This window comes from Microbacterium sp. R86528, from assembly GCF_044596335.1.
Lineage (GTDB): Bacteria > Actinomycetota > Actinomycetes > Actinomycetales > Microbacteriaceae > Microbacterium > Microbacterium marmarense.
In genome coordinates this window covers 2492935-2511026 of record NZ_CP138996.1, presented here as the reverse complement: position 1 = coordinate 2511026, position 18092 = coordinate 2492935, and the positions used below count along the sequence as shown (strand labels likewise).

17 protein-coding genes are annotated in these 18092 nt (G+C 62.3%); 5 read left to right on the top strand and 12 right to left on the bottom strand.

Annotated features, from left to right (window positions below):
- From SJY18_RS11570 to SJY18_RS11560, 3 genes are all read right to left on the bottom strand, one after another.
- Nucleotides 1-1125 (bottom strand): Gfo/Idh/MocA family protein, encoded by a 1125-nt coding sequence (locus SJY18_RS11570; RefSeq protein ID WP_396667690.1) that lies wholly within the window; start codon nucleotides 1123-1125, stop codon nucleotides 1-3.
- Entirely contained in the window at nucleotides 1122-1946 is an 825-nt protein-coding gene (locus SJY18_RS11565; RefSeq protein WP_396667689.1) for a sugar phosphate isomerase/epimerase family protein, read from the bottom strand. Before SJY18_RS11565 ends, SJY18_RS11570 begins: the two co-directional genes overlap by 4 nt.
- Nucleotides 1947-2032: 86 nt before the next feature.
- Nucleotides 2033-3442 carry a glutamate decarboxylase gene (locus tag SJY18_RS11560; protein WP_396667688.1) on the bottom strand — a complete coding sequence of 470 codons (1410 nt, stop codon included), beginning with the start codon at nucleotides 3440-3442 and terminating at the stop codon, nucleotides 2033-2035.
- Nucleotides 3443-3697: 255 nt separating this feature from the next.
- Here SJY18_RS11560 and SJY18_RS11555 point away from each other — a divergent pair, with 255 nt between their 5' ends.
- Nucleotides 3698-4537: a universal stress protein gene (locus SJY18_RS11555; protein ID WP_396667687.1), complete on the top strand. Its 840-nt coding sequence runs from the start codon at nucleotides 3698-3700 to the stop codon at nucleotides 4535-4537.
- 40 nt (nucleotides 4538-4577) lie between these two features.
- Here the strand turns inward: SJY18_RS11555 and SJY18_RS11550 are convergent, their stop codons facing one another.
- A complete protein-coding gene (locus SJY18_RS11550) occupies nucleotides 4578-5558 on the bottom strand; it encodes a Gfo/Idh/MocA family protein (protein ID WP_396667686.1) in 981 nt (326 codons plus the stop codon).
- 170 nt (nucleotides 5559-5728) lie between these two features.
- On the opposite strand from SJY18_RS11550, the gene SJY18_RS11545 reads away from it, so the two are divergent.
- The 4 genes from SJY18_RS11545 (at nucleotide 5729) to SJY18_RS11530 (ending at nucleotide 9799) form a co-directional block, all read left to right on the top strand.
- Entirely contained in the window at nucleotides 5729-6568 is an 840-nt protein-coding gene (locus tag SJY18_RS11545) for a Cof-type HAD-IIB family hydrolase (protein ID WP_396667685.1), read from the top strand.
- Between the two features lie 112 nt (nucleotides 6569-6680).
- Nucleotides 6681-7283 (top strand): TetR/AcrR family transcriptional regulator, encoded by a 603-nt coding sequence (locus tag SJY18_RS11540; RefSeq protein ID WP_396667684.1) that lies wholly within the window; start codon nucleotides 6681-6683, stop codon nucleotides 7281-7283.
- A 39-nt stretch (nucleotides 7284-7322) separates the two neighbouring features.
- Nucleotides 7323-8228 carry an ABC transporter ATP-binding protein gene (locus tag SJY18_RS11535; RefSeq protein WP_363584955.1) on the top strand — a complete coding sequence of 302 codons (906 nt, stop codon included), beginning with the start codon at nucleotides 7323-7325 and terminating at the stop codon, nucleotides 8226-8228.
- Nucleotides 8225-9799, top strand: a complete 1575-nt coding sequence (locus tag SJY18_RS11530) for an ABC transporter permease (protein ID WP_396667683.1) — start codon at nucleotides 8225-8227, stop codon at nucleotides 9797-9799. The genes SJY18_RS11535 and SJY18_RS11530 overlap by 4 nt, the downstream gene beginning before the upstream one ends.
- A gap of 28 nt (nucleotides 9800-9827) precedes the next feature.
- Here SJY18_RS11530 and SJY18_RS11525 read toward each other — a convergent pair whose 3' ends face one another.
- From SJY18_RS11525 to SJY18_RS11490, 8 genes are all read right to left on the bottom strand, one after another.
- The gene (locus tag SJY18_RS11525; protein ID WP_396667682.1) at nucleotides 9828-10346 is read right to left on the bottom strand and encodes a flavin reductase family protein; all 519 of its coding nucleotides are present in this window, start codon (nucleotides 10344-10346) and stop codon (nucleotides 9828-9830) included.
- A gap of 29 nt (nucleotides 10347-10375) precedes the next feature.
- On the bottom strand, nucleotides 10376-11941 hold the full coding sequence (locus tag SJY18_RS11520) for a GMC family oxidoreductase (RefSeq protein ID WP_396667681.1): 1566 nt from the start codon (nucleotides 11939-11941) through the stop codon (nucleotides 10376-10378).
- The gene (locus tag SJY18_RS11515; RefSeq protein WP_396667680.1) at nucleotides 11941-12555 is read right to left on the bottom strand and encodes a thiamine pyrophosphate-dependent enzyme; all 615 of its coding nucleotides are present in this window, start codon (nucleotides 12553-12555) and stop codon (nucleotides 11941-11943) included. Before SJY18_RS11515 ends, SJY18_RS11520 begins: the two co-directional genes overlap by 1 nt.
- Nucleotides 12552-13052 (bottom strand): thiamine pyrophosphate-binding protein, encoded by a 501-nt coding sequence (locus SJY18_RS11510; protein ID WP_396667679.1) that lies wholly within the window; start codon nucleotides 13050-13052, stop codon nucleotides 12552-12554. Before SJY18_RS11510 ends, SJY18_RS11515 begins: the two co-directional genes overlap by 4 nt.
- A complete protein-coding gene (locus SJY18_RS11505) occupies nucleotides 13042-14448 on the bottom strand; it encodes an NtaA/DmoA family FMN-dependent monooxygenase (protein ID WP_396667678.1) in 1407 nt (468 codons plus the stop codon). The genes SJY18_RS11510 and SJY18_RS11505 overlap by 11 nt, the downstream gene beginning before the upstream one ends.
- Nucleotides 14445-15956 (bottom strand): aldehyde dehydrogenase family protein, encoded by a 1512-nt coding sequence (locus tag SJY18_RS11500; protein WP_396667677.1) that lies wholly within the window; start codon nucleotides 15954-15956, stop codon nucleotides 14445-14447. Before SJY18_RS11500 ends, SJY18_RS11505 begins: the two co-directional genes overlap by 4 nt.
- An 83-nt stretch (nucleotides 15957-16039) precedes the next feature.
- The gene (locus tag SJY18_RS11495; RefSeq protein ID WP_396667676.1) at nucleotides 16040-16654 is read right to left on the bottom strand and encodes a helix-turn-helix domain-containing protein; all 615 of its coding nucleotides are present in this window, start codon (nucleotides 16652-16654) and stop codon (nucleotides 16040-16042) included.
- A gap of 84 nt (nucleotides 16655-16738) precedes the next feature.
- Nucleotides 16739-18004 (bottom strand): wax ester/triacylglycerol synthase domain-containing protein, encoded by a 1266-nt coding sequence (locus SJY18_RS11490; protein WP_396667675.1) that lies wholly within the window; start codon nucleotides 18002-18004, stop codon nucleotides 16739-16741.
- Nucleotides 18005-18092 lie beyond the last annotated feature (88 nt).

Below are 18092 nucleotides of genomic sequence, written 5' to 3'. Positions count from 1 at the left end.
TCAGACTGTCGTCGCGAAGGGATCGAACTCTTCTGGCAACAACGGCACGGGTGCCACGGTGCTTTCGACCGTGACGGTCTGGCCACTCGCCGCAGACTCTTCAGCCGACAGCAACACGTCGAGCACGTGGAAGCCGAGCTCGCCCGAGGCGACATGCGGCCGGTCTTCGGCGATTGCGCGAACCATATCGAGCACGCCCAATCCGCGCCCGACCGCGAGGTCTTGATGCTCGATGTCGATCCACGTCTGCTCACGCGAACCTCCGTCACGCAGCACCCCGAGCGGTTCGACATAGGCGATACGACCAACGAATTGGTTCGGGTCGGGCAGAATGATCGTGCCCTCGGTGCCGTGGATCTCTACGATCCCGTGCCGCTCAAGCGCGGAGTCAAAGCTGAGCAGAGACTGCGCCTGAGCGCCCGATTCGAACGCTGTGATGACCTGCATGGTGGAGGGCACTTCAACACTGAACGAAGAACCCTCGTTCGGTCCGGTGTGAATGAGTCGCTCTTCGCGCGATTTACTGCCGACCGCGGCCACCCGGTCTACGGCGCCAAACAGGGTGACGAGCGCAGTGAAGTAGTAGGGCCCCATGTCGAGCAGCGGCCCTGCCCCCTGCGCGAACAAGAATCCAGGGTTAGGGTGCCACAGGTCAGGGCCCTGTGTCTGGAAGACCGTCTGCGCGAAGAGCGGCCGCCCGATGCGGCCGTCTTCTATCGCGCGTCGCGCTGTCTGGAATCCCGGGCCGAGAAGGGTGTCGGGCGCCGAACCGATGCGCACACCGGCAGCACCCGCTTCCGACAGCAACTGAGCGACTCCGGCACGGTCGAGTCCGAGGGGCTTCTCAGACCACACGTGCTTGCCTGCGGCCACCGCTGCCCGTGAGACCTCGATATGCGCGGCAGGAATCGTCAGGTTTACGACGATGTCGACATCCGGGTGGGCGAGCACGTCGGCCATGGTGCCAAAAGCACCAACGCCGTACTGCTCAGCCTTTGCGCGGGCACGTTCAACATCGAGGTCGCCGAGAATGCGCACCTCGACATCAGGAAACGATGAGAGGTTCTGCAGGTAAGTGTCACTGATGACTCCTACGCCGACGATGCCGACACCGACCGCGCTCATCGAACGAACCCACCGTCACGCAGAAAGGCGAAGCTCGCGGCAATGTCGGTAAAGACCTCTCCGGGCGGATTGTCATACTCGATCACTGCGTATTCGACGGCGGATGCTGCCTTGAGCGATTCGACGAGGGGCACATCACCCTCGCCTGCATGACGCTGGTCGAGGCTCGTCGAGCTGAACTCCGGCGCACCCGGCGCGAACGGGTTCGAAGCGGGTGCGATTCCATCTTTGACGTGGATCGCGGCAAGCCTGTCGCCGAGGCGTTCAACCAAAGCGGCCACATCTTGCCCACCCGCGCGTGCCCAGAACAGATCGAGCTCGATCGCAACACGAGAGTCGGTCAGCGAGACGAAGCGTTCGAAAGCTGACTCGCCGTCAAAGCTCGCGACGAACTCCTGAGCGTGGTTGTGGTAGCCGACGCTCAGCCCAAACCCCGCAGCGGTGTCTACCAGTGCGTTCATTCGGTCTGCGATGTCGGTGACGCTGTCGAGGGTGCTCCAGCGCTCAGGTGTGACGAACGGGTCGATGACTGTCTTCATACCGATTTTGGCGGCCGCTTCGAACACCACCTCGGGGGCGGGGGTGGGAATGGAGCCGTCTGGGGTCCACAGCGTGTCAGTCAGCAGAGGTGCGTGACCAGTGGGCGAGGCCAGACCTGCAGCATCCAGCGCGGTGCGCATCTCGTCAGGACGACGCACGAAGTCGAATGCCTCAACATTGCGAAGGCCGATCGCCGCGAGCTTATCGAGTGAGCCCCCCATATCGGCAGAGAATTCGGCGGCGAGTGTATAGAGCTGGATGGAAGCTACTGGTAGGGCCACGGTGACCTTCCTTTCACGCAAGTAGGCGGACACCGCACGGTGCCCGCCTACAAGAATACCTCCACTTGGAGGTTTTGGGAAGTGTGTTAGTGGTGGAAGTGTGATCCGCTGCTTGCTTCGAGGGGCAGCGGGGCTTTCAGGGAGTCGAGGAACTCGACTTCACCGCGAATATCGGCCAGGAGCGCGGAAGCGAGGTCGTGGCTGAGGCCGACCTTCACCACGATGCGCTGCAACACCATGTCTGACATGTCATCAGCCATCGGGTATGCCGGCACCAACCAGCCCTTCATCCGCAACCGGTCGGCAAGGTCATACAGACTCCAGTTCTGCGTGTGTCCATCTTTCAGAACCCATGCGAATACCGGAATGGTGTCGCCCTTGCTGATCAACTCAAATGCACCGATCTTCGCGATCTCGGAAGACAGGTACTGCGCCACATCCAACGAGTTCTGCTGCACCGCACGGTAACCCTCACGACCCAAACGAAGGAACTGGTAGTACTGCAACAGCACCTGCGCGCCCGGACGAGAGAAGTTGATCGCCAAGGTAGGCATGTCACCACCGAGGTAGCTGACGTGGAAGATCATGCTCTCCGGCAACACTGCCGTGTTACGCCACACCACCCAACCCACACCCGGATACACCAAACCGTACTTATGACCCGAGGTGCTGATCGAGTTCACCCGATCAATCTGGAAGTCCCACACCAAATCCGGCTGGCAGAACGGCGCAACCATCGCACCCGACGCCCCATCCACATGGATCTTCACATCAAGACCCGTGTTCGCCTGAATCTCATCAAGCTTCTTCGCGATCGCATCCACCGGCTCGTACGCACCCGTGAACGTCTGACCCAAAATCGCGACAACACCAATGGTGTTCTCATCGACATACTTCTCCAGCTCAAACCCGTCCAACACCATGTGATCCGGGGTGACCGGAACGAAACGTGCTTCCACTTCCCAGTAGTTGCAGAACTTCTCCCACACCACCTGCACCGCCGCAGACATGATCAGGTTGGGCTTGTCAATCGACTTGCCCTCAGCCTTACGCTTCTCCTGCCACAGCCGCTTCAACGCCAAACCACCGAGCATGCACGCCTCAGACGAACCAATCGTCGACGTACCGATTGTGTCGTCGACATTCGGAACATTCCACAAATCAGCAAGCATCCGCCAACAACGCTCTTCGATCGCTGCCGTCGCCGGGTACTCGTCCTTATCGATCATGTTCTTATCGGCCGCTTCGGCATACAACTTCTTCGCCTCATCGTCCATCCACGTCGTAACAAACGTGGCCAAATTCAAACGACTGTTGCCATCCAAAATCGCCTCATCATGCACGATCTGGTACGCCGTCTCAGGCAAACTCGGCTGATCAGGCATCACGAACTTGTCAAACTCTGTCGCCTCACCCGGCCGAACAAAAACCGGATTAACGCTCAACGTGGAATCGATGTTGGTGCTCTGACGAGCCCTGCTGGTATTAGAAGTCATGCTTGCTCCTGCTGTCTCGTAGGTTTGCTCGCGCAGCGGCGGGTAGCGATTGCATGCAATGACGGTGTGGGTCGCCATCGCGGGGGTTGGCTACAAGTGAACCGTATCGGTCGAGCCACACTCGGCGCCTCACCCGATCACGATGATCCCGGGCGACGCGATAGGACTTCCTGCCCTAATGACGCTGAGCTGCATCAGGCAGACTGATACCAGGTGACCGGCAGCTCAGCCCACCGTGTAGTCAAGGAGGACGCAATGCAAGAGAAGGTAATCGTCGGCGTCACGAATGCTGATGGCGCCCACCGCGCGGTGGATTGGGCAATCGACCGGGCAGCGCGCCGAGGCGAACGACTTGAGCTTGTTGCTGTTGTCGGAGGGGCAGTTGGCGTCGTCGGGGAGGGGCAGGTCATTGACGACGCCCTTCGCGAGACGCAGCGCATGCTCGAAGCGCAAGCTGAGCGGGTTCGCGCACGCGGCGTCGCCGTGGAAACTCGGGTGGGGCGCGGCAAACCGGTCGATGAGCTCATCGAAGCGTCGAACGATGCGGCTCTGCTCGTCATTGGCAGCGACTATCGCGGGCCCGGGTCTGGTCCTGCGCGCGGCGCACACGGAATCCGCGTCACTGCCGGAGCGCATTGCCCTGTTGCCGTGGTGCCTGACCTCGACCTGACCGGCCGCTCCGGCGTGGTGGTGGGTGTCGACGGCTCCGAGATCTCCGAGGCCGCGATCGCCTTCGCTGCTGCTGAAGCTGACGCGCGCGGCGAGGTGCTTACCGCCGTCTGCACGTGGTCGCCGTTTGCAATTCCGCTCGAGGTGCGTTCCTTCCCCGATGACTATCTCGAGAACATGCAGAGCCTCACCGAAGAGACGCTTTCGATTTCGCTCGCGGGTCTCCGTGAGCAGTATCCCGACCTCGTCGTGCATCGCGTCGTCGAGAGCGGTATCGCGCAAACGGTGATCAACCGACTTGCTGCTGACGCGCGGCTCTCAGTCGTAGGCACCCATGGGCGAGGCGCGATTGCACGGTTCTTGCTCGGCTCGACCAGCCAAGAGGTACTTGCGCGCCTGGCGACGACGACGGTCGTCGTTCGCTGAGTTCCAGGAGCTCAGGGCCAAATGTATCTGCCTCGGTCGGCTAACCACCCAGACGGATACCTGCTGAGGCGAGCGCGCGCGTAGCCACCGAGAGCACGGCTTGACTGTGATCAAGCCGCACGTCGCGCTCTGCAAAGTCAAGAGTTTCGATCATTCGTTGGAACGCCATGAATTCTGGCACCATCCGATGCGCAGGAGCGCTCGGATCAATGTGGTCGGTGTCTCCGCCGCGAAGTTGCACGTCTACCGATTCCATGACATTGGGCGCACCGTCGATGACGAACGACCCGTGTGTTCCCTGCAGCTTTGTGCGGATCGGGCCGTCTGAATCCTTCGCACAGACACACACCGCTGTGCACGTCTCGTAGTCCAGCACGAGGACGCCTGACGTGTCGATTCCCCGCTCGATGTTCGCCGTATATGAGACGGATCGCGGCTCACCCAGCAAGCCCACGACGAAGTGAATGGTGTAGATGCCGATATCCATCAGCGCCCCGCCACCTTTTGTAGCGTCGAATGCTGGCAGCACGTTTCCCGCTTGAAACGCATCGAAGCGAGACGAGTACTGCGAGTAGTCGCATTGGATGAGACGCAGGTCGCCGAGGTCACCAATGTGTTCCCGGAGCCACCGGTAGTTTGCGAGATCGAGGGTTGAGATTGCTTCAACGAGAATCACGCTCTTGGCAGTCGCGATTCGACGCAACTCCGCCAAATCCGACTCACTCAGCACGAATGGCTTCTCACAGATGACGTGCTTTTCAGCCAAGAGCGCTCTGCGCGCAAACTCCATATGAAGAGAGTTCGGAACAGCGATCCACACCGTATCGACCCGCGCATCGGCGAGCATCTCGTCATAGTCGACGTAGACGCTTTCTATCCCGAACTGCGCCTGCAACTGCTCAAGGTGTTCACGCCTGGCCGGGCGACCGTAGATCGCAGCAAGTGACAGACCGTCGACCGCGTACGCGTGCGGAAGAAACTCCTCGACGATCTTGCCCGCGCCGACGACCGCCAGCTTCACCTTTCGCCCTCAATCATTGTCACGACGAACGGCCAGACCAGCTTCGATTGCGTTGCGCTCATGCAGACAGCGTATGTGGCACCGACCGCCGAGACTTCTAGACTGGTCCCGCCCTCAGCGCCGCTGCCGCACTCGTCTTCACGACGCCGGCTCAACACTTGGAGCATTTCATGGCCTCGCCCCGTATCGCCTTCCTCGACGTAGACGGCACAATCCTTGACCATGGCAAGACGATCGCTCGCTCAACGATCGACGCAGTGCGCAGTGCGCGTGCCGCGGGGCACTACGTCTACCTGAGCACCGGCCGCGCTGCAGGCGACATTCACCCAGATGTGCTCGACATCGGATTCGATGGGGCGATCTCGAACGGAGGTGCGTACGCGACAGTCGGCGATCTCAGCGTGGTCGCCAACCCGATGCCGCGAGCCGCGGTGGATGAGCTGATCACCTACATGGACGCCGCCGGCATCTTGTATCTGTTGCAGACGAATGCTGCGGTATACGCGTCGCCGCACGTGCAGAAGATGTTGGATGACCTGACGCGCAGCTGGATGGCCTCGCATGGCGATGAAGACACGCCCCAGACGGCTCCGCAAGAAGTGCCACGTTTCCGCGACGCCGCCGACATCGATCTGACGCAGGTGGCGAAAGCGGTGTTCTTGAGCGAAAGGACCGACGCCGTCGAACGCGCACAGGCCGACCTCAAAGATCAGTTTCATGTCGTCGCAGGAAGCATGCCTCTCCCCGGCGGCTCGAACGGCGAAATCGGCATGCGCGGCACTACGAAGGGTTCCGCAATTCTGTCGGTGCTGACGCATCTCGCCATCGACCCGTCAGCGGCGATCAGCATTGGCGACAGCTGGAACGACGTCGAGATGTTCGAGGTGTGCGGCGTCGGTATCGCGATGGGCAATGCCCCAGCTGCCTTGCAGAAACTCGCCGACGAAGTGACCACCAGCGTGCGCGATGACGGAATTTGGAATGCGTTCCGCAAACACGGCCTGATCTAACGCCGCCACGACGCGACTGATCGTTCGTGTGGATAGCAATAACCGCGATATAGCCGCGCTTGTTGACTCTGGGTCCTTGCAAGACTGAACACTTGTTCAGTACGGTGTTGGAGTGACCAGCCCTAACGCGACCTCACGAGAGCGAATACTCGCCAACGCACTCTCGTTGTTCGCCGCGCGCGGCGCAGATGCCGTCTCGGTGCGCGACATCGCCGCGGCCGCGGGAGTCTCCCCCGCGTTGATCCTTCATCACTTCGGATCGCGAGAGCGGCTGCGCCAAGAGGTCGATGAGTCGGTCATTGCGACCTTTGACTACCTACTCGACGCCGAAGCCACGACCGCGTCCGTGACAACCGCAAGCGTTGTCGAGCTGATGACCGCTGGGCTACCGCCAGGGTCGCCCCTTCCTGCATACGTGCGCCAACTGGTGATAACGAACTCCCCCGCAGGAAGCAAGCTCTTCAAGCGCTGGTATGAACTCACGGTGAACGTCACGGCGCAAATGGATGCTGCTGGGCAGACAAACCCCACCGACGACCCCGCGATGCGCGCAGCGTTCTTGCTCGCCAACGACCTCGCGCTCCTGCTGTTGCAGAGGCACATCGAAGACGCCACCGGCGTTGATCCTCTCTCGACTGCTGGCCTACAACGGTGGGCAACGATTGCTCTTGGCGCCTACACCGACGGTGTTTTTGTGCCACCTCACCCGGAATGACCTGCCGCCTCACCCCCACCTTTGCCTGCTGGAGAACACATGTCTGAGCCACACGTCATTGAGCTGAACGGCCTCATCAAACGTTTCGGTAAACTCACCGCGCTTGACGGGCTAGATCTGACACTCAGGAAGGGCGAGGTGCTCGGGTTTCTCGGGCCCAACGGAGCGGGGAAATCCACCACCATCCGTATTTTGCTTGGACTCGTTCGCCGCTCGGAGGGGCACGCAACGCTGTTCGGTCAAGACCCGTGGCGATACGCGGTAGCTCTGCACCGGCGGCTGGCCTACGTGCCCGGCGACGTTGCGCTCTGGCCGCAGCTTACCGGCGGTCAGTGCATCGATTTGCTCGGATCGTCCGGTGCCAAGCTCGACGAGCGCCGCCGAGCGGAGTTGATCGAGCGGTTTGAGATGGACCCGTCTAAACGCATTCGAGACCTCTCCAAGGGGAACAAGCAGAAAGTCGCGCTCGTTGCCGCGTTCGCTACCCGCGCAGACCTATTGATCCTTGACGAGCCCACTTCCGGCCTCGACCCGCTCATGGAAGAAGTGTTTCGACAGTGCGTGTCCGAGCGTGCGGCCGAGGGAACGTCGGTGCTGCTGTCGAGCCATATCCTCAGTGAGGTCGATGCTCTCTGCGAGAACGTGACAATCATCCGTCACGGACGAGTCGTACAGTCGGGCAGTGTTTCCGAGCTTCGCAGGCTTTCTCGAACTGCCGTGCATGTCATCACCCGTAGCGCCGTCGAGCAGATGCTCGACCCCGCCGTCGCGGACCTGCATATCTCTGCGGCACCCGGTGGCGGCACCGAACTGGAGTTCGCCGTGGATCCTGAAGCACTCGACCGCGTTCTTCTGCCATTGCTCGCGGCTGGAGTAACAGCATTGACCGTGCGCCCACCGAGCCTGGACGAACTCTTTCTTGACGCTTATGAGACGGACAGATGAGCACCTCCGCGCACAGCAACGGTTTCGTCGCAGTTCTTCGCGTGCAACTGCGCACCGGATGGCTGTCGGCCACCGTCTGGACGCTGGCCGTCGCCGGAGCGTACGTGGCTACTGCTTCCGCCGTGAATGGGCTGTTTGGCGAACCGGACGAGCTGGCCGCGTACGACGCGACGGTCTCGGAGAATCCAGCGATGGCCGCCATCAACGGCACCCCGTACGGTGCCGACACGCTGGGTGGTGTGGTGTCGAACGAGTTCGGTTTCATCTCTGCCATCGCGATCCCGTTGATGGGCCTGATGCTCATCACACGCCAGACGAGAGCGCAAGAAGAGAAGGGGATGCTGGAACTCCTCCGATCGCGCAGCGTCGGTGTACGGGTGCCTTGGCTCGCGGCGTTGCTAAGTACCACGGTCGCGCTGATTCTCGTTGGTACGACTATGGCAATCACGTTGGTTGCGTACGGCGAGGACGCCGTTGCTGCTCTCACCTACGGGGCGTCAATGGCAGCGCTGGGTCTGGTGTTCGCCGGGGTCGCCGTGCTCGCTGGCCAACTCTTCCGGCGGGCTGCCGGCGTGACGACAATTGGTCTGCTCATCCTCGGTTTTTCCTATCTGGCGCGTGCGTTCGGCGATGTCAGAGACAACGGGTGGAAGTGGCTATCGCCGCTCGCCTGGCAACAAGAGACCAGGCCGTTCACTGACGATTTGCGCCTGTGGCCGCTACTGCTTTCCCTCGGCGTCGCTGTCGCTCTCGTCAGCGCAGGAATCGTGCTCGTGAGCCACCGTGACCTCGGCTCCGCGCTCTTCGCTTCTCGCCCCGGGCCCTCACGGGCAAGCGGGCTTTTGCGCACCACCCTCGGCACCGCTGCGCGCGTGAGTGCGCCTTCTGCAACGGGCTGGGTCGCTGGCGTCTTCGTAGTTGCGTTCGTTTTCGCCTCTTTCACCGACGACGTTTCCGAGATCTTGTCGTCGAACCCTGAATTGGAAGTGATCGGGCTTGATCCCGCTAACGTCAACGACACCTTTATCGGGTTCACCTTGTTCATATTCACTCTGATGATTGCGGCGATGATCGGGCAAAGCCTGAGCCGTGTGCGGGCCGAGGAAGCCGATGGTTTTCTCGAACCGGTTCTCGCGCGTTCAATTTCGCGTGCGGGGTGGGCTGGTGCGAATTTCCTCGTCGCTGCGCTTGCAGCGATACTCGCCCTGACTGCCGGCGGCGTCGGACTTCAGCTTGCCGCGGGCCACATCGTGGATGGCATCCCCGAAGCGGTGGTTTCCTACGTTCCGGCGGTGCTTGCGATCGTAGGTGTGACCGTGGCGCTGTTCGGGGCAGTACCCCGAGGAACCTGGGTGATCTGGCTCGTTGTCGGCTACATGGCCGTCGTTGGATTTCTCGGTGAGACTCTCGAAATACCGGATTGGGCGATGCAACTTTCCCCACTCCATGCTGCCGAGGATGCCCTGACTGCTGGCGTGCCGGTCGAGACGCAATGGGCACTCATCGGCATCACGGCGGCACTGACCGCGCTCGGAATGGTTGCTCTACGCTGGCGGGACATTCCGCGCTGATCTCCAACTACCGGGAGGATGCTTCAGCTCAGCTCGCAAACACGTTCGTCTCGCGCAGGTGCCGGTATGCGCCTTTGAAGAAGAGCAGCGGCTCAGATCGATGCCACTCCGGCGGGCTGAGTTCGCGCACACGGCCGATGATCACTAGATGATCCCCCGCCTCGTGCTCTGCCCAGATCTCGCAGTCGAGCCACATGAGCGTGTCATGAATAACGGGGTTTCCCGCGGCCGAGTGATGCCAGTCGACGCCAGCCCATTTGTCTGTTCCCCTTTGCGCGAACTGACTTGAGAGGTCGTGCTGGTGGTGGGCGAGAACATTGACCGCGAAGCTGCCGGTTTCACGAATTCGGGGATACGTGGTTGATGACGTCATGACGCTGAATGACACCAACGGTGGGTCCATTGACACGCTGTAGAAGGACTGACAGGTGAATCCGATCGGCCCGTCGGCGTCGTGACCCGAGATCACCGTGACGCCTGAAGCGTAGTGTCCGAGGGTGTCGCGCAAGGCCCGGGCATCAATCGCGGGGTGCGGTTCTGAAGACATGGGGCTCTCCAATCGTGACGAGACGGCGATCATTGCGTGCTTCGCAAGAGGTCAGCTGCCTTCTCGGCGATCGCCACAGTCGGTGCGTGAGTGTTCGAGGTAGGGATGCTGGGCATGACCGATGCATCGGCGATCCATAGTCCTTCAAGTCCGCGTACTTTGAGCGCGGGATCGACGACCGCGTACTCATCGTTGCCGATGCGCGCGGTGCCCGAGCAGTGAAAGAACGATCCGATGTTCTGGCGCACGAAGCGCAGCTTCGCCTCGTGGTCAAGTCCGCGCGGCGGGGTTATGGGCCCCTCAGCCAGATCAGCGAACGCTGCCGAAGCAGCGAGATCATGCACCGCGTCAACCGCCTCAACCATCGCTGCCAGGTCGGTCTGGTCAGCGAGGTAGTTCGGTTGCAGTTCGGCGGCGGCTGCGGGGTCCGCGGAACGGACTCGCACCCACCCCACGCTGCGTGAGCGGTACAGCCCAGGCACGAACGCGAACACGCGATTTCCAGCGAGATCGTGATTGGCGTGCAAGACTTCATCGCCGCGGGAACCATGAGCGATCACCGCGTGCAGGTCGGGGCCCGCTTCAGCGTAAGAGCTACGCCAGTTGAGCATCGAGCCGCCGCCGTTGCCGACAACAGGGCCGAGGTCGTCGCGTGCACGAAAGTTCATGCCGAGAATCAGCGGATGATCTTGAAGGTTCTCCCCCACTCCCGCAAGCGAATGTACGGGAGCAATCCCCGCCTCGGCAAGACGCGCAGGGTCGCCGATTCCCGAGAGTTGCAGCAGGCGCGGGGTGTCGAGGGCGCCTGCGGCAAGCACGATGCGCGGTGCGGCCGTTTCGATCAACACGCCATCCACGACGTGGCGAACTGCGGTGACAGTTCCTCCCGCGAGGGTCAGTCTGTGCACCGCACTGCCCACGAGCACGTCGAGATTCCCGCGCTGCATGGCTGGCTCAAGGTATCCGCGCGCCGTGCTCCAGCGTTCGAAGTCGCCGGCTTCTGTCACAATCGCGTTGTAGTCGGCATAGACCGCACCCTCGTTCGACGCGGCGTTCGCGTCGTCGAGTACCGGAAGTCCGCGATCAGCCGCGGCGCCGATCAGAGCGTCGGCGATGGGGTGCACCTCGGCAAGAGGCGCCACTTTCATCGGGCCGTCGAGCCCGCGGTAGGCGGGGTCGCCGCCTGCTCGAGACTCTGACCGTTTGAAGTACGGCAACAGATCGTGGTAACCCCACCCTGTCGCCCCAGCTGCCGCCCACGCGTCGTAGTCCGCACGGTTGCCTCGATACCAGAGCATCGCGTTCGTGCTTGAGCTGCCCCCGAGCACACGCCCGCGAGGCATCGCAAGCGCTCGGCCCAGTACATGGTCGGTGGGGGTGGAGCGGTACCCATAGTCATAGGTTCCGCCGATCATCGCGTCCCAGCGGGCAGCATCCAGAATCTCAGAAACGCCACTGTGGTCGGGGCCGGCTTCGAGCAAAAGCACGCGTCGCTCAGGGTCTTCGCTAAGCCGCGCCGCCAGCACACAACCGGCTGCGCCACCGCCCACGACGATGAGGTCGTATCCGCTGGCGGGCTCGGTGACAAACGGCATCAGTTGTGCTCGCTCGGGCCCATGATGCTCACGTTCTCGGTCTGCTCGACGTGGCGCACGAAGATGTACTTGTCTTCGCGGCCGTCCGAGTGCTTGCGCTTGATGCCCGGCTCCAAAATCCCGTCGGTCTTCGCCACGACGATGTATGGCTCGGATGCTGACAGGCCCGCCGCGCAGTGCGCGTCGAACTCTTCGAGCGTCAGAGCTGTATGCGCTTGCTCAACACCGGCACCGCGGGCGATCGCAGCGAGGTCAACCCGGCCCTTTGCCGTGTGCGTCGCAGGGCCTCCGATGGACTGATACTGCTCGTTGTCCCACACCACGATGAAGAGGTTTTCTGGCTGCTCGTTGCCGAGGGTGGCCAGAATGCCCAGGTTGAACAGCAAGCCGCCATCGGTGTCGAGCGAGACAATGCGACGGTGGGGCAGCCCGACGGCGACACCGAACGCTTCGGGAGTGACGCAACCGAGCTGTTGCTGAAAGAGACTTGCTTCACGCATATGCGGCGCGGCGTTGTACCACTCGTCAACCGCGCCGCCGAGCGACAAGATGACAAGCTCATCGGCAAGGCGCGCACCGAGCAACTTCATTGCTTCGAATCGTGAGTAACTCATCGGACCAGTCCCCCTCCGAGAACAATCGCTGCGTGGTAGTACGAGGCGTAGGCGGTTTCATAGGCGTTCACGACGGCCTGTTCGATCTCATCGACCTCGTGCACGATCGCGTATGGCGTGCGAAGCGTCTTCAATAGGGGCTCCATCGTGATGCCGTGCGGCACGGCCCACCAGTTGTTCTCGCCCATCTCGCCGCGATAGCTCATGATCATGACAACCGGAATGCCCGCTCCCAGCCCCATACGGGCCAGATGCTCGGTTGCTGCGCGCAGCCCCGAGTTCTCCATCACAAGCACGGCGCGTTTGCCCGACAAGAAGACACCACCGGCAATGGCAGCACCCTCACCCTCGTTCGTCACAGGAATCGTGCGAATGTCAGGATCAGCATCCAAAGCCGGATACAGCTCTTTCAACAGGGAGTCCGGAAGGTACGTCGCGACGCTCACCCCAGCCCGCTTCAGACCGCGGATCACCGCTTCAACGGCATCAGCTCTCATCGGTTTCTGCTCCAATCGAATGGTGGTCATCGGCGGCACGCGCCGTTAGCGTGCGTGCACGATGCGACTGCCCAAGCCGCGGTGCGCCGGTGAATCGCTCACGCAGGGTGACCTCGCCCTGAAGATCTTCGGTACGCCCTCGCTCCGCGAGGATGGGCAGTACAAGTTCAATGAATGCGCGATACGCAGCGGTGCCGCCGAACGTGGGCTCGAGCATGATGCCGTCGATGCCTGAGCCGTCGACGATGCGCTCGATCTCGTCGGCAACTTCGACGGGCGAGCCGGTCACCTGAAAACCACGGATGGCCTTGGTGCGGAACTGATCGAGGATCTGTCCGACCCGCATGTCGGGATCTTGCTTGGCATACCGCTGCACCAAGGTTTGCCCCAGATCGGTCTTGAGGTCGACCACTCGCCACGCGGGGTCAATGCCCGTGAGATCGAGGCCGGTGATGCCGGCGAACATTACGGCAGCATCGTCGAGGCCGAGCAGGCGCTCGTACTCTTCGCGCAGCATCCATGCCTCGGCCGAGGTTTCCGCCACGGTGACCGTCATACCGGTGACGACGGAAACATCTTCTGCCGACCGACCGTTGCGCACCGCCTGCTCGCGAATATCGCCAACATGAACGGCGGCACTCTCGATGGTCTGCCCCTGAATAAAGACCGCCTCGGCATTGCGGGCGGCATAGGCGCGGCCGCGGTCTGAAGTGCCTGCCTGGAAGAGCACCGGTGTGCGCTGCGGCGTGGGCGGCACCGCAAAGATGCCGCGCGAACGTTGAAAACGGCCTGCTACCTCGACCGCATGCAGCTTTTCGGGATCGACATAGGTACCGCTCTCGCGGTCACGCACTTCGGCATCGTCTTGCCAGCTGTGCTCCCAGTAGCGCAAGCAGGTGTCAAGGAACTCGTCGGCAGCGTCATAGCGCTCATCGTGCGAGAGCACTTCGGTCACACCGAAGAGCTGGTCTGTCGTTGCCTGCGAGCTGCCAGTAACGATGTTCCACCCGATACGCCCTGCGGTAAACCGGTCGAGAGTCGCGAAGCGTCGAGCCATCGCGTAGGGGCGCTCGACCGTCGTAGGTGAGGTGACGACGAATCCCAGGTTCTCGGTTTCGCGGGCAAGCGTCGCGATAGCGAGCATCGGGTCAAGAGCAGGGAACTGAATTCCGTGTGCGGCCACCTCATTCGGCATGCTGCCTTCGAGCGTGGCGTAGCCGTAGGTGTCGGCGAAGAAGAGAAAGTCGAAACCGGCATCGTCAAGTTCACGCGCAAGCGTCACCCAGTACTCGAGGTTGTCCCATTCGTCGCCTCGACCGCGCGGGTCAGTCCAGGTGGGCATTCCGTTGTTCGGATTCATCATCTCGAACACTCCGAGCTTGATACGTTTCGTCATATCACCATCACCACCGTTTTCGTTTCCAGATAGTTCTCTAAGCCTTGGGCGCCGTTCTCGTAGCCCCAGCCCGATTCTTTGTGCCCACCCTTGGGCAGTTCTGGCCCGAGGAATGAGTGGCAGTTCACCCACACGGTGCCCGCCTGCAGTTGCGCGGCCACGCGATGGGCGTCGCTAAGACCTTCGGTCCATACGCTTGCGGCAAGGCCATAGGGCGAGTCGTTCGACCAGCCGATCACCTCATCGAGATCGTCAAAGGGCGTGACCACCGCCACCGGGCCGAAGATCTCTTCGCGCATGAGTCGCATATCGGCACGCACATCGGTGATCACGGTGGGTGCATAGAAGGTGCCCTGCGGTCCGCCGCGCTCGCCGCCTGTAACGACGGTTGCGCCCGCCGCGCGACCCTCATCGACCAGATCGGCAACCCGCCCCGCCTGGGCAACGCTCACAAGCGGTCCCAGGTCGGCGGCAGAGTCGAGGCCGTGGCCGAGTCGAAGCGCTTCTCCTGCCGCCGCCATGCCGTCTACAACGTCTTGGTACACGTCGCGGTGCGCATAAACGCGCGAACTCGCCACGCACACCTGCCCGCTGTTGTCGAAAATGCCACGCGAGATTCCGCTGATCGCATTCGCCAGGTCGGCGTCAGGCAGCACAAGCGCCGGCGACTTGCCCCCGAGTTCCAGGGTCAAGCGCGTGAGGTTGCCGGCCGCGTTGGCCACGAGGTGCTTACCCACCGCGGTTGAGCCAGTGAAGGCCACTTTCGCGACTCCCGGGTGCTCGGCCAGCGCTTGTCCGGCTTCGCCGCCAAACCCGGTCACGATGTTCACTACCCCGTCGGGAACTCCCGCGCGCTGCAATAGCCGACCGAGGTAGAGCGCCGTGAGCGGCGTGTTCTCTGCGGGTTTGAGCACGATCGTGCACCCTGCGGCGAGCGCCGGGGCGAGTTTCATCGCGGTCATGATCAGCGGCGAGTTCCACGGCACGATTGCGGCGACAACGCCCACCGGTTCACGGCGCGTGTAGGCGAAGACCTCTTTGCCGGGCGGCGTGCGACTCAGTGACGTCGGGATCGTCTCACCGAGAATCTTCGTCGGCCAGCCCCCGTAGTAGCGAAACTGGTTGATCGCAGCGGGCACTTCACCGAAACGAGAGGTGCGCACGCTCTTGCCCTGGTCAAGAGTTTCAAGTTCGGCCAGGTCGTCAAGGTCTGCCTGCATGAGGTCGGCGATGCGCCAGAGCAATGCACCGCGGTCAGCCGGGGTCATTTTCGCCCAGCGGGCAGATTTCAATGCTCGGGATGCTGCGCCCACCGCAGCATCGACGTCAGCCGCCCGGCCACGGGCAACGACGGCGAGCGTTTCACCAGTGGCTGGATCGAGCGTAGGAAATCTCTCACCAGAGGCCGCGTTCATCCAGCGACCATCGACAAGAAGTCGGCCCGGGTCGTCGGCGAGGAACGCTGCCACGGTGTCGCGCAACGGGCCGCGACTAGTCTCGATCGTCATGCTCCGATGCTACGGAGCAATCATTGATTGCAAATAGCTATCACGTTACGATCGCGTTTCCGCGATCTATGTGTTCGCTTCCACTAGCCCGTGACCGCGTAAACCAGCAGCACGGTGGCCGGTTCGGGGCCGAGCACAGCCCAGCGGTTTCGCAGCGCGCCGGGATGCGCCAGCGAATCGCCTGCGCGCAGCACCCATTCACCGCGACCATCGATTGACACCGTGACTTCACCTTCGGTGACGTAGACCACGATCTCGCCGTCCGACTCGAACCAGTCGCCGATGTAGGGCCCGCCCGCAATGCGATACTCCTGCACGGTGGCGGCGCGAGCCGTGCCCGACGACAGTACGCGCGAGGTTGCGCCGTCATCGCTCTCGGCGACGCGCACGTGCTTTCCATCCTCGCGACGGGTCAGCAGTATTGGTTCAGGTTCGGGCACAGCCGGGAAGAGCACCGACGGCGACAAGCCGAGCGCTTTCGCGATCCTGAAGAGGGTTACGACCGAGGGCATGGTGTTGCCGCTCTCGATCTGGCTCAAGAAGGGCTGGCTGATGTCGGCGGCGGACGCCAGCGCCCGCATCGAAAGCTTCTGCTCTGTGCGTGCCGCACGGATCGTGCGGCCGAGTGCGACCCCGATGAGTGCGTCATCAACCGCGCCAGAGCTGTTGGGCCCATCGAGCGCAGAAGTGTCAGACACGCGTCTACTCTACGAGCGCTCGCGGCGAGGCTGCGAAAACCGGCGTTCTTGGACCCGCAACGCACAACTGTTCGCTAGCGCGAATCAGAGCCGTCGAAGCTCCTCGAATGCCTCTTCCACAGCGATCGCGAGGTTCTCAATCCCTGGCACCGCTAGTGGATCGGTGCAGAACCCCACGCCAATCGTGCCGCCATGCGAGATCGCTGCGATACGTAGGGCGTGGTGCGCGCCTGGTTCCGACGCCGAATAGAGGGCGCTGACTCGGCGGCCCGAAACCGACGTGACCGAACGCGGCCCCGGAACGTTCGAGATGGCGAGGCTGAACTCACGCGAGCTTGCCGCGGCACGGTCGAGCAGCTTACCCAGAACCGGCACAGCGCCGAGCGCGTGAAATAGCTCGTACATGGTGGTCGCGTCACCTGTCTGCTTCGCTGTTCGCGTCTGCGCGCTGATGCGGTCAAGCCGCAAGAGCGGGTCTGGCTCGCTCAATTCGAGATCCACGTTCAGAAACGAATCGTGGTTGCCTATCGCAACGCCGCCGTCACGGTGGTGCAAGCTGACCGGCACCTGGGCTCGCAGATCCAACGGCGTGCCAGCAGACCGCAACCAGCCCCGCAGGCCACCGGCGACCGCGGCGAGCAACACGTCATTCACAGTTGCATGGATCGGGCGGCTCGCGCCGATCGCTTTGAGCTCACTCAGCGCGACCGTCGCGAACGCGAGGTCACGTTCGCCGGTCAGAGGAAGATCGAAAGGCGAACGCGACCCTCGATGCCCCCACTCTCTCGAAATCGTCGCGGGTACTCGACGCCATTCACCCGTCGTCTTCGCGGTGGGCGCGGCATCCGTTGTGGCTACCGGCTCGTCAGAAGCTGGTCGCGCGTCGACAACCGCGGCTTCGAGAAAATGCATGGCGGCGATGCCGTCGGCCATCGCGTGGTGAATCCGAGCGGCAATCACCTCGCGGCCATCAGCAAGCGGACCGATCAGATCCAGTGACCAGAGCGGCCGAGCATGGTCAAGATGCTCTGCCATGAGCACGCCAAGCTCGCGGCGCAGATCGTCGGTCGTTTCGCAATCGACGGAGCGGCGTCGAACATGGTTCGCAATGCGGAAGTCCTCGGCACAAATCCAGCGCGGTTGCGCACCGGCGACACCGACGCTGACCTGTTCCAGGGCGTGAGGCACCGTGTCGAGTCGAGCGTTCACGCGCTCGCGGAACGCATCGAGATTCAGCGGCGGGCCCGGCTCGAGCACCAGAAGTTTGAGGGTGTGGCCGGTGAGGACCACCGACTCGAGTGCCAGAATTCGCGCATCGTCTTCGGAAAGAACAGCGCCGTGATCCGTCATGCGCGCCAGCCTAGCAACGGGCATCTGTCGGGCATGAGCTGTCGCTCAGCGGCGTCTGAATCCCCCGCCATGCAGGTGCGTTCTCGAT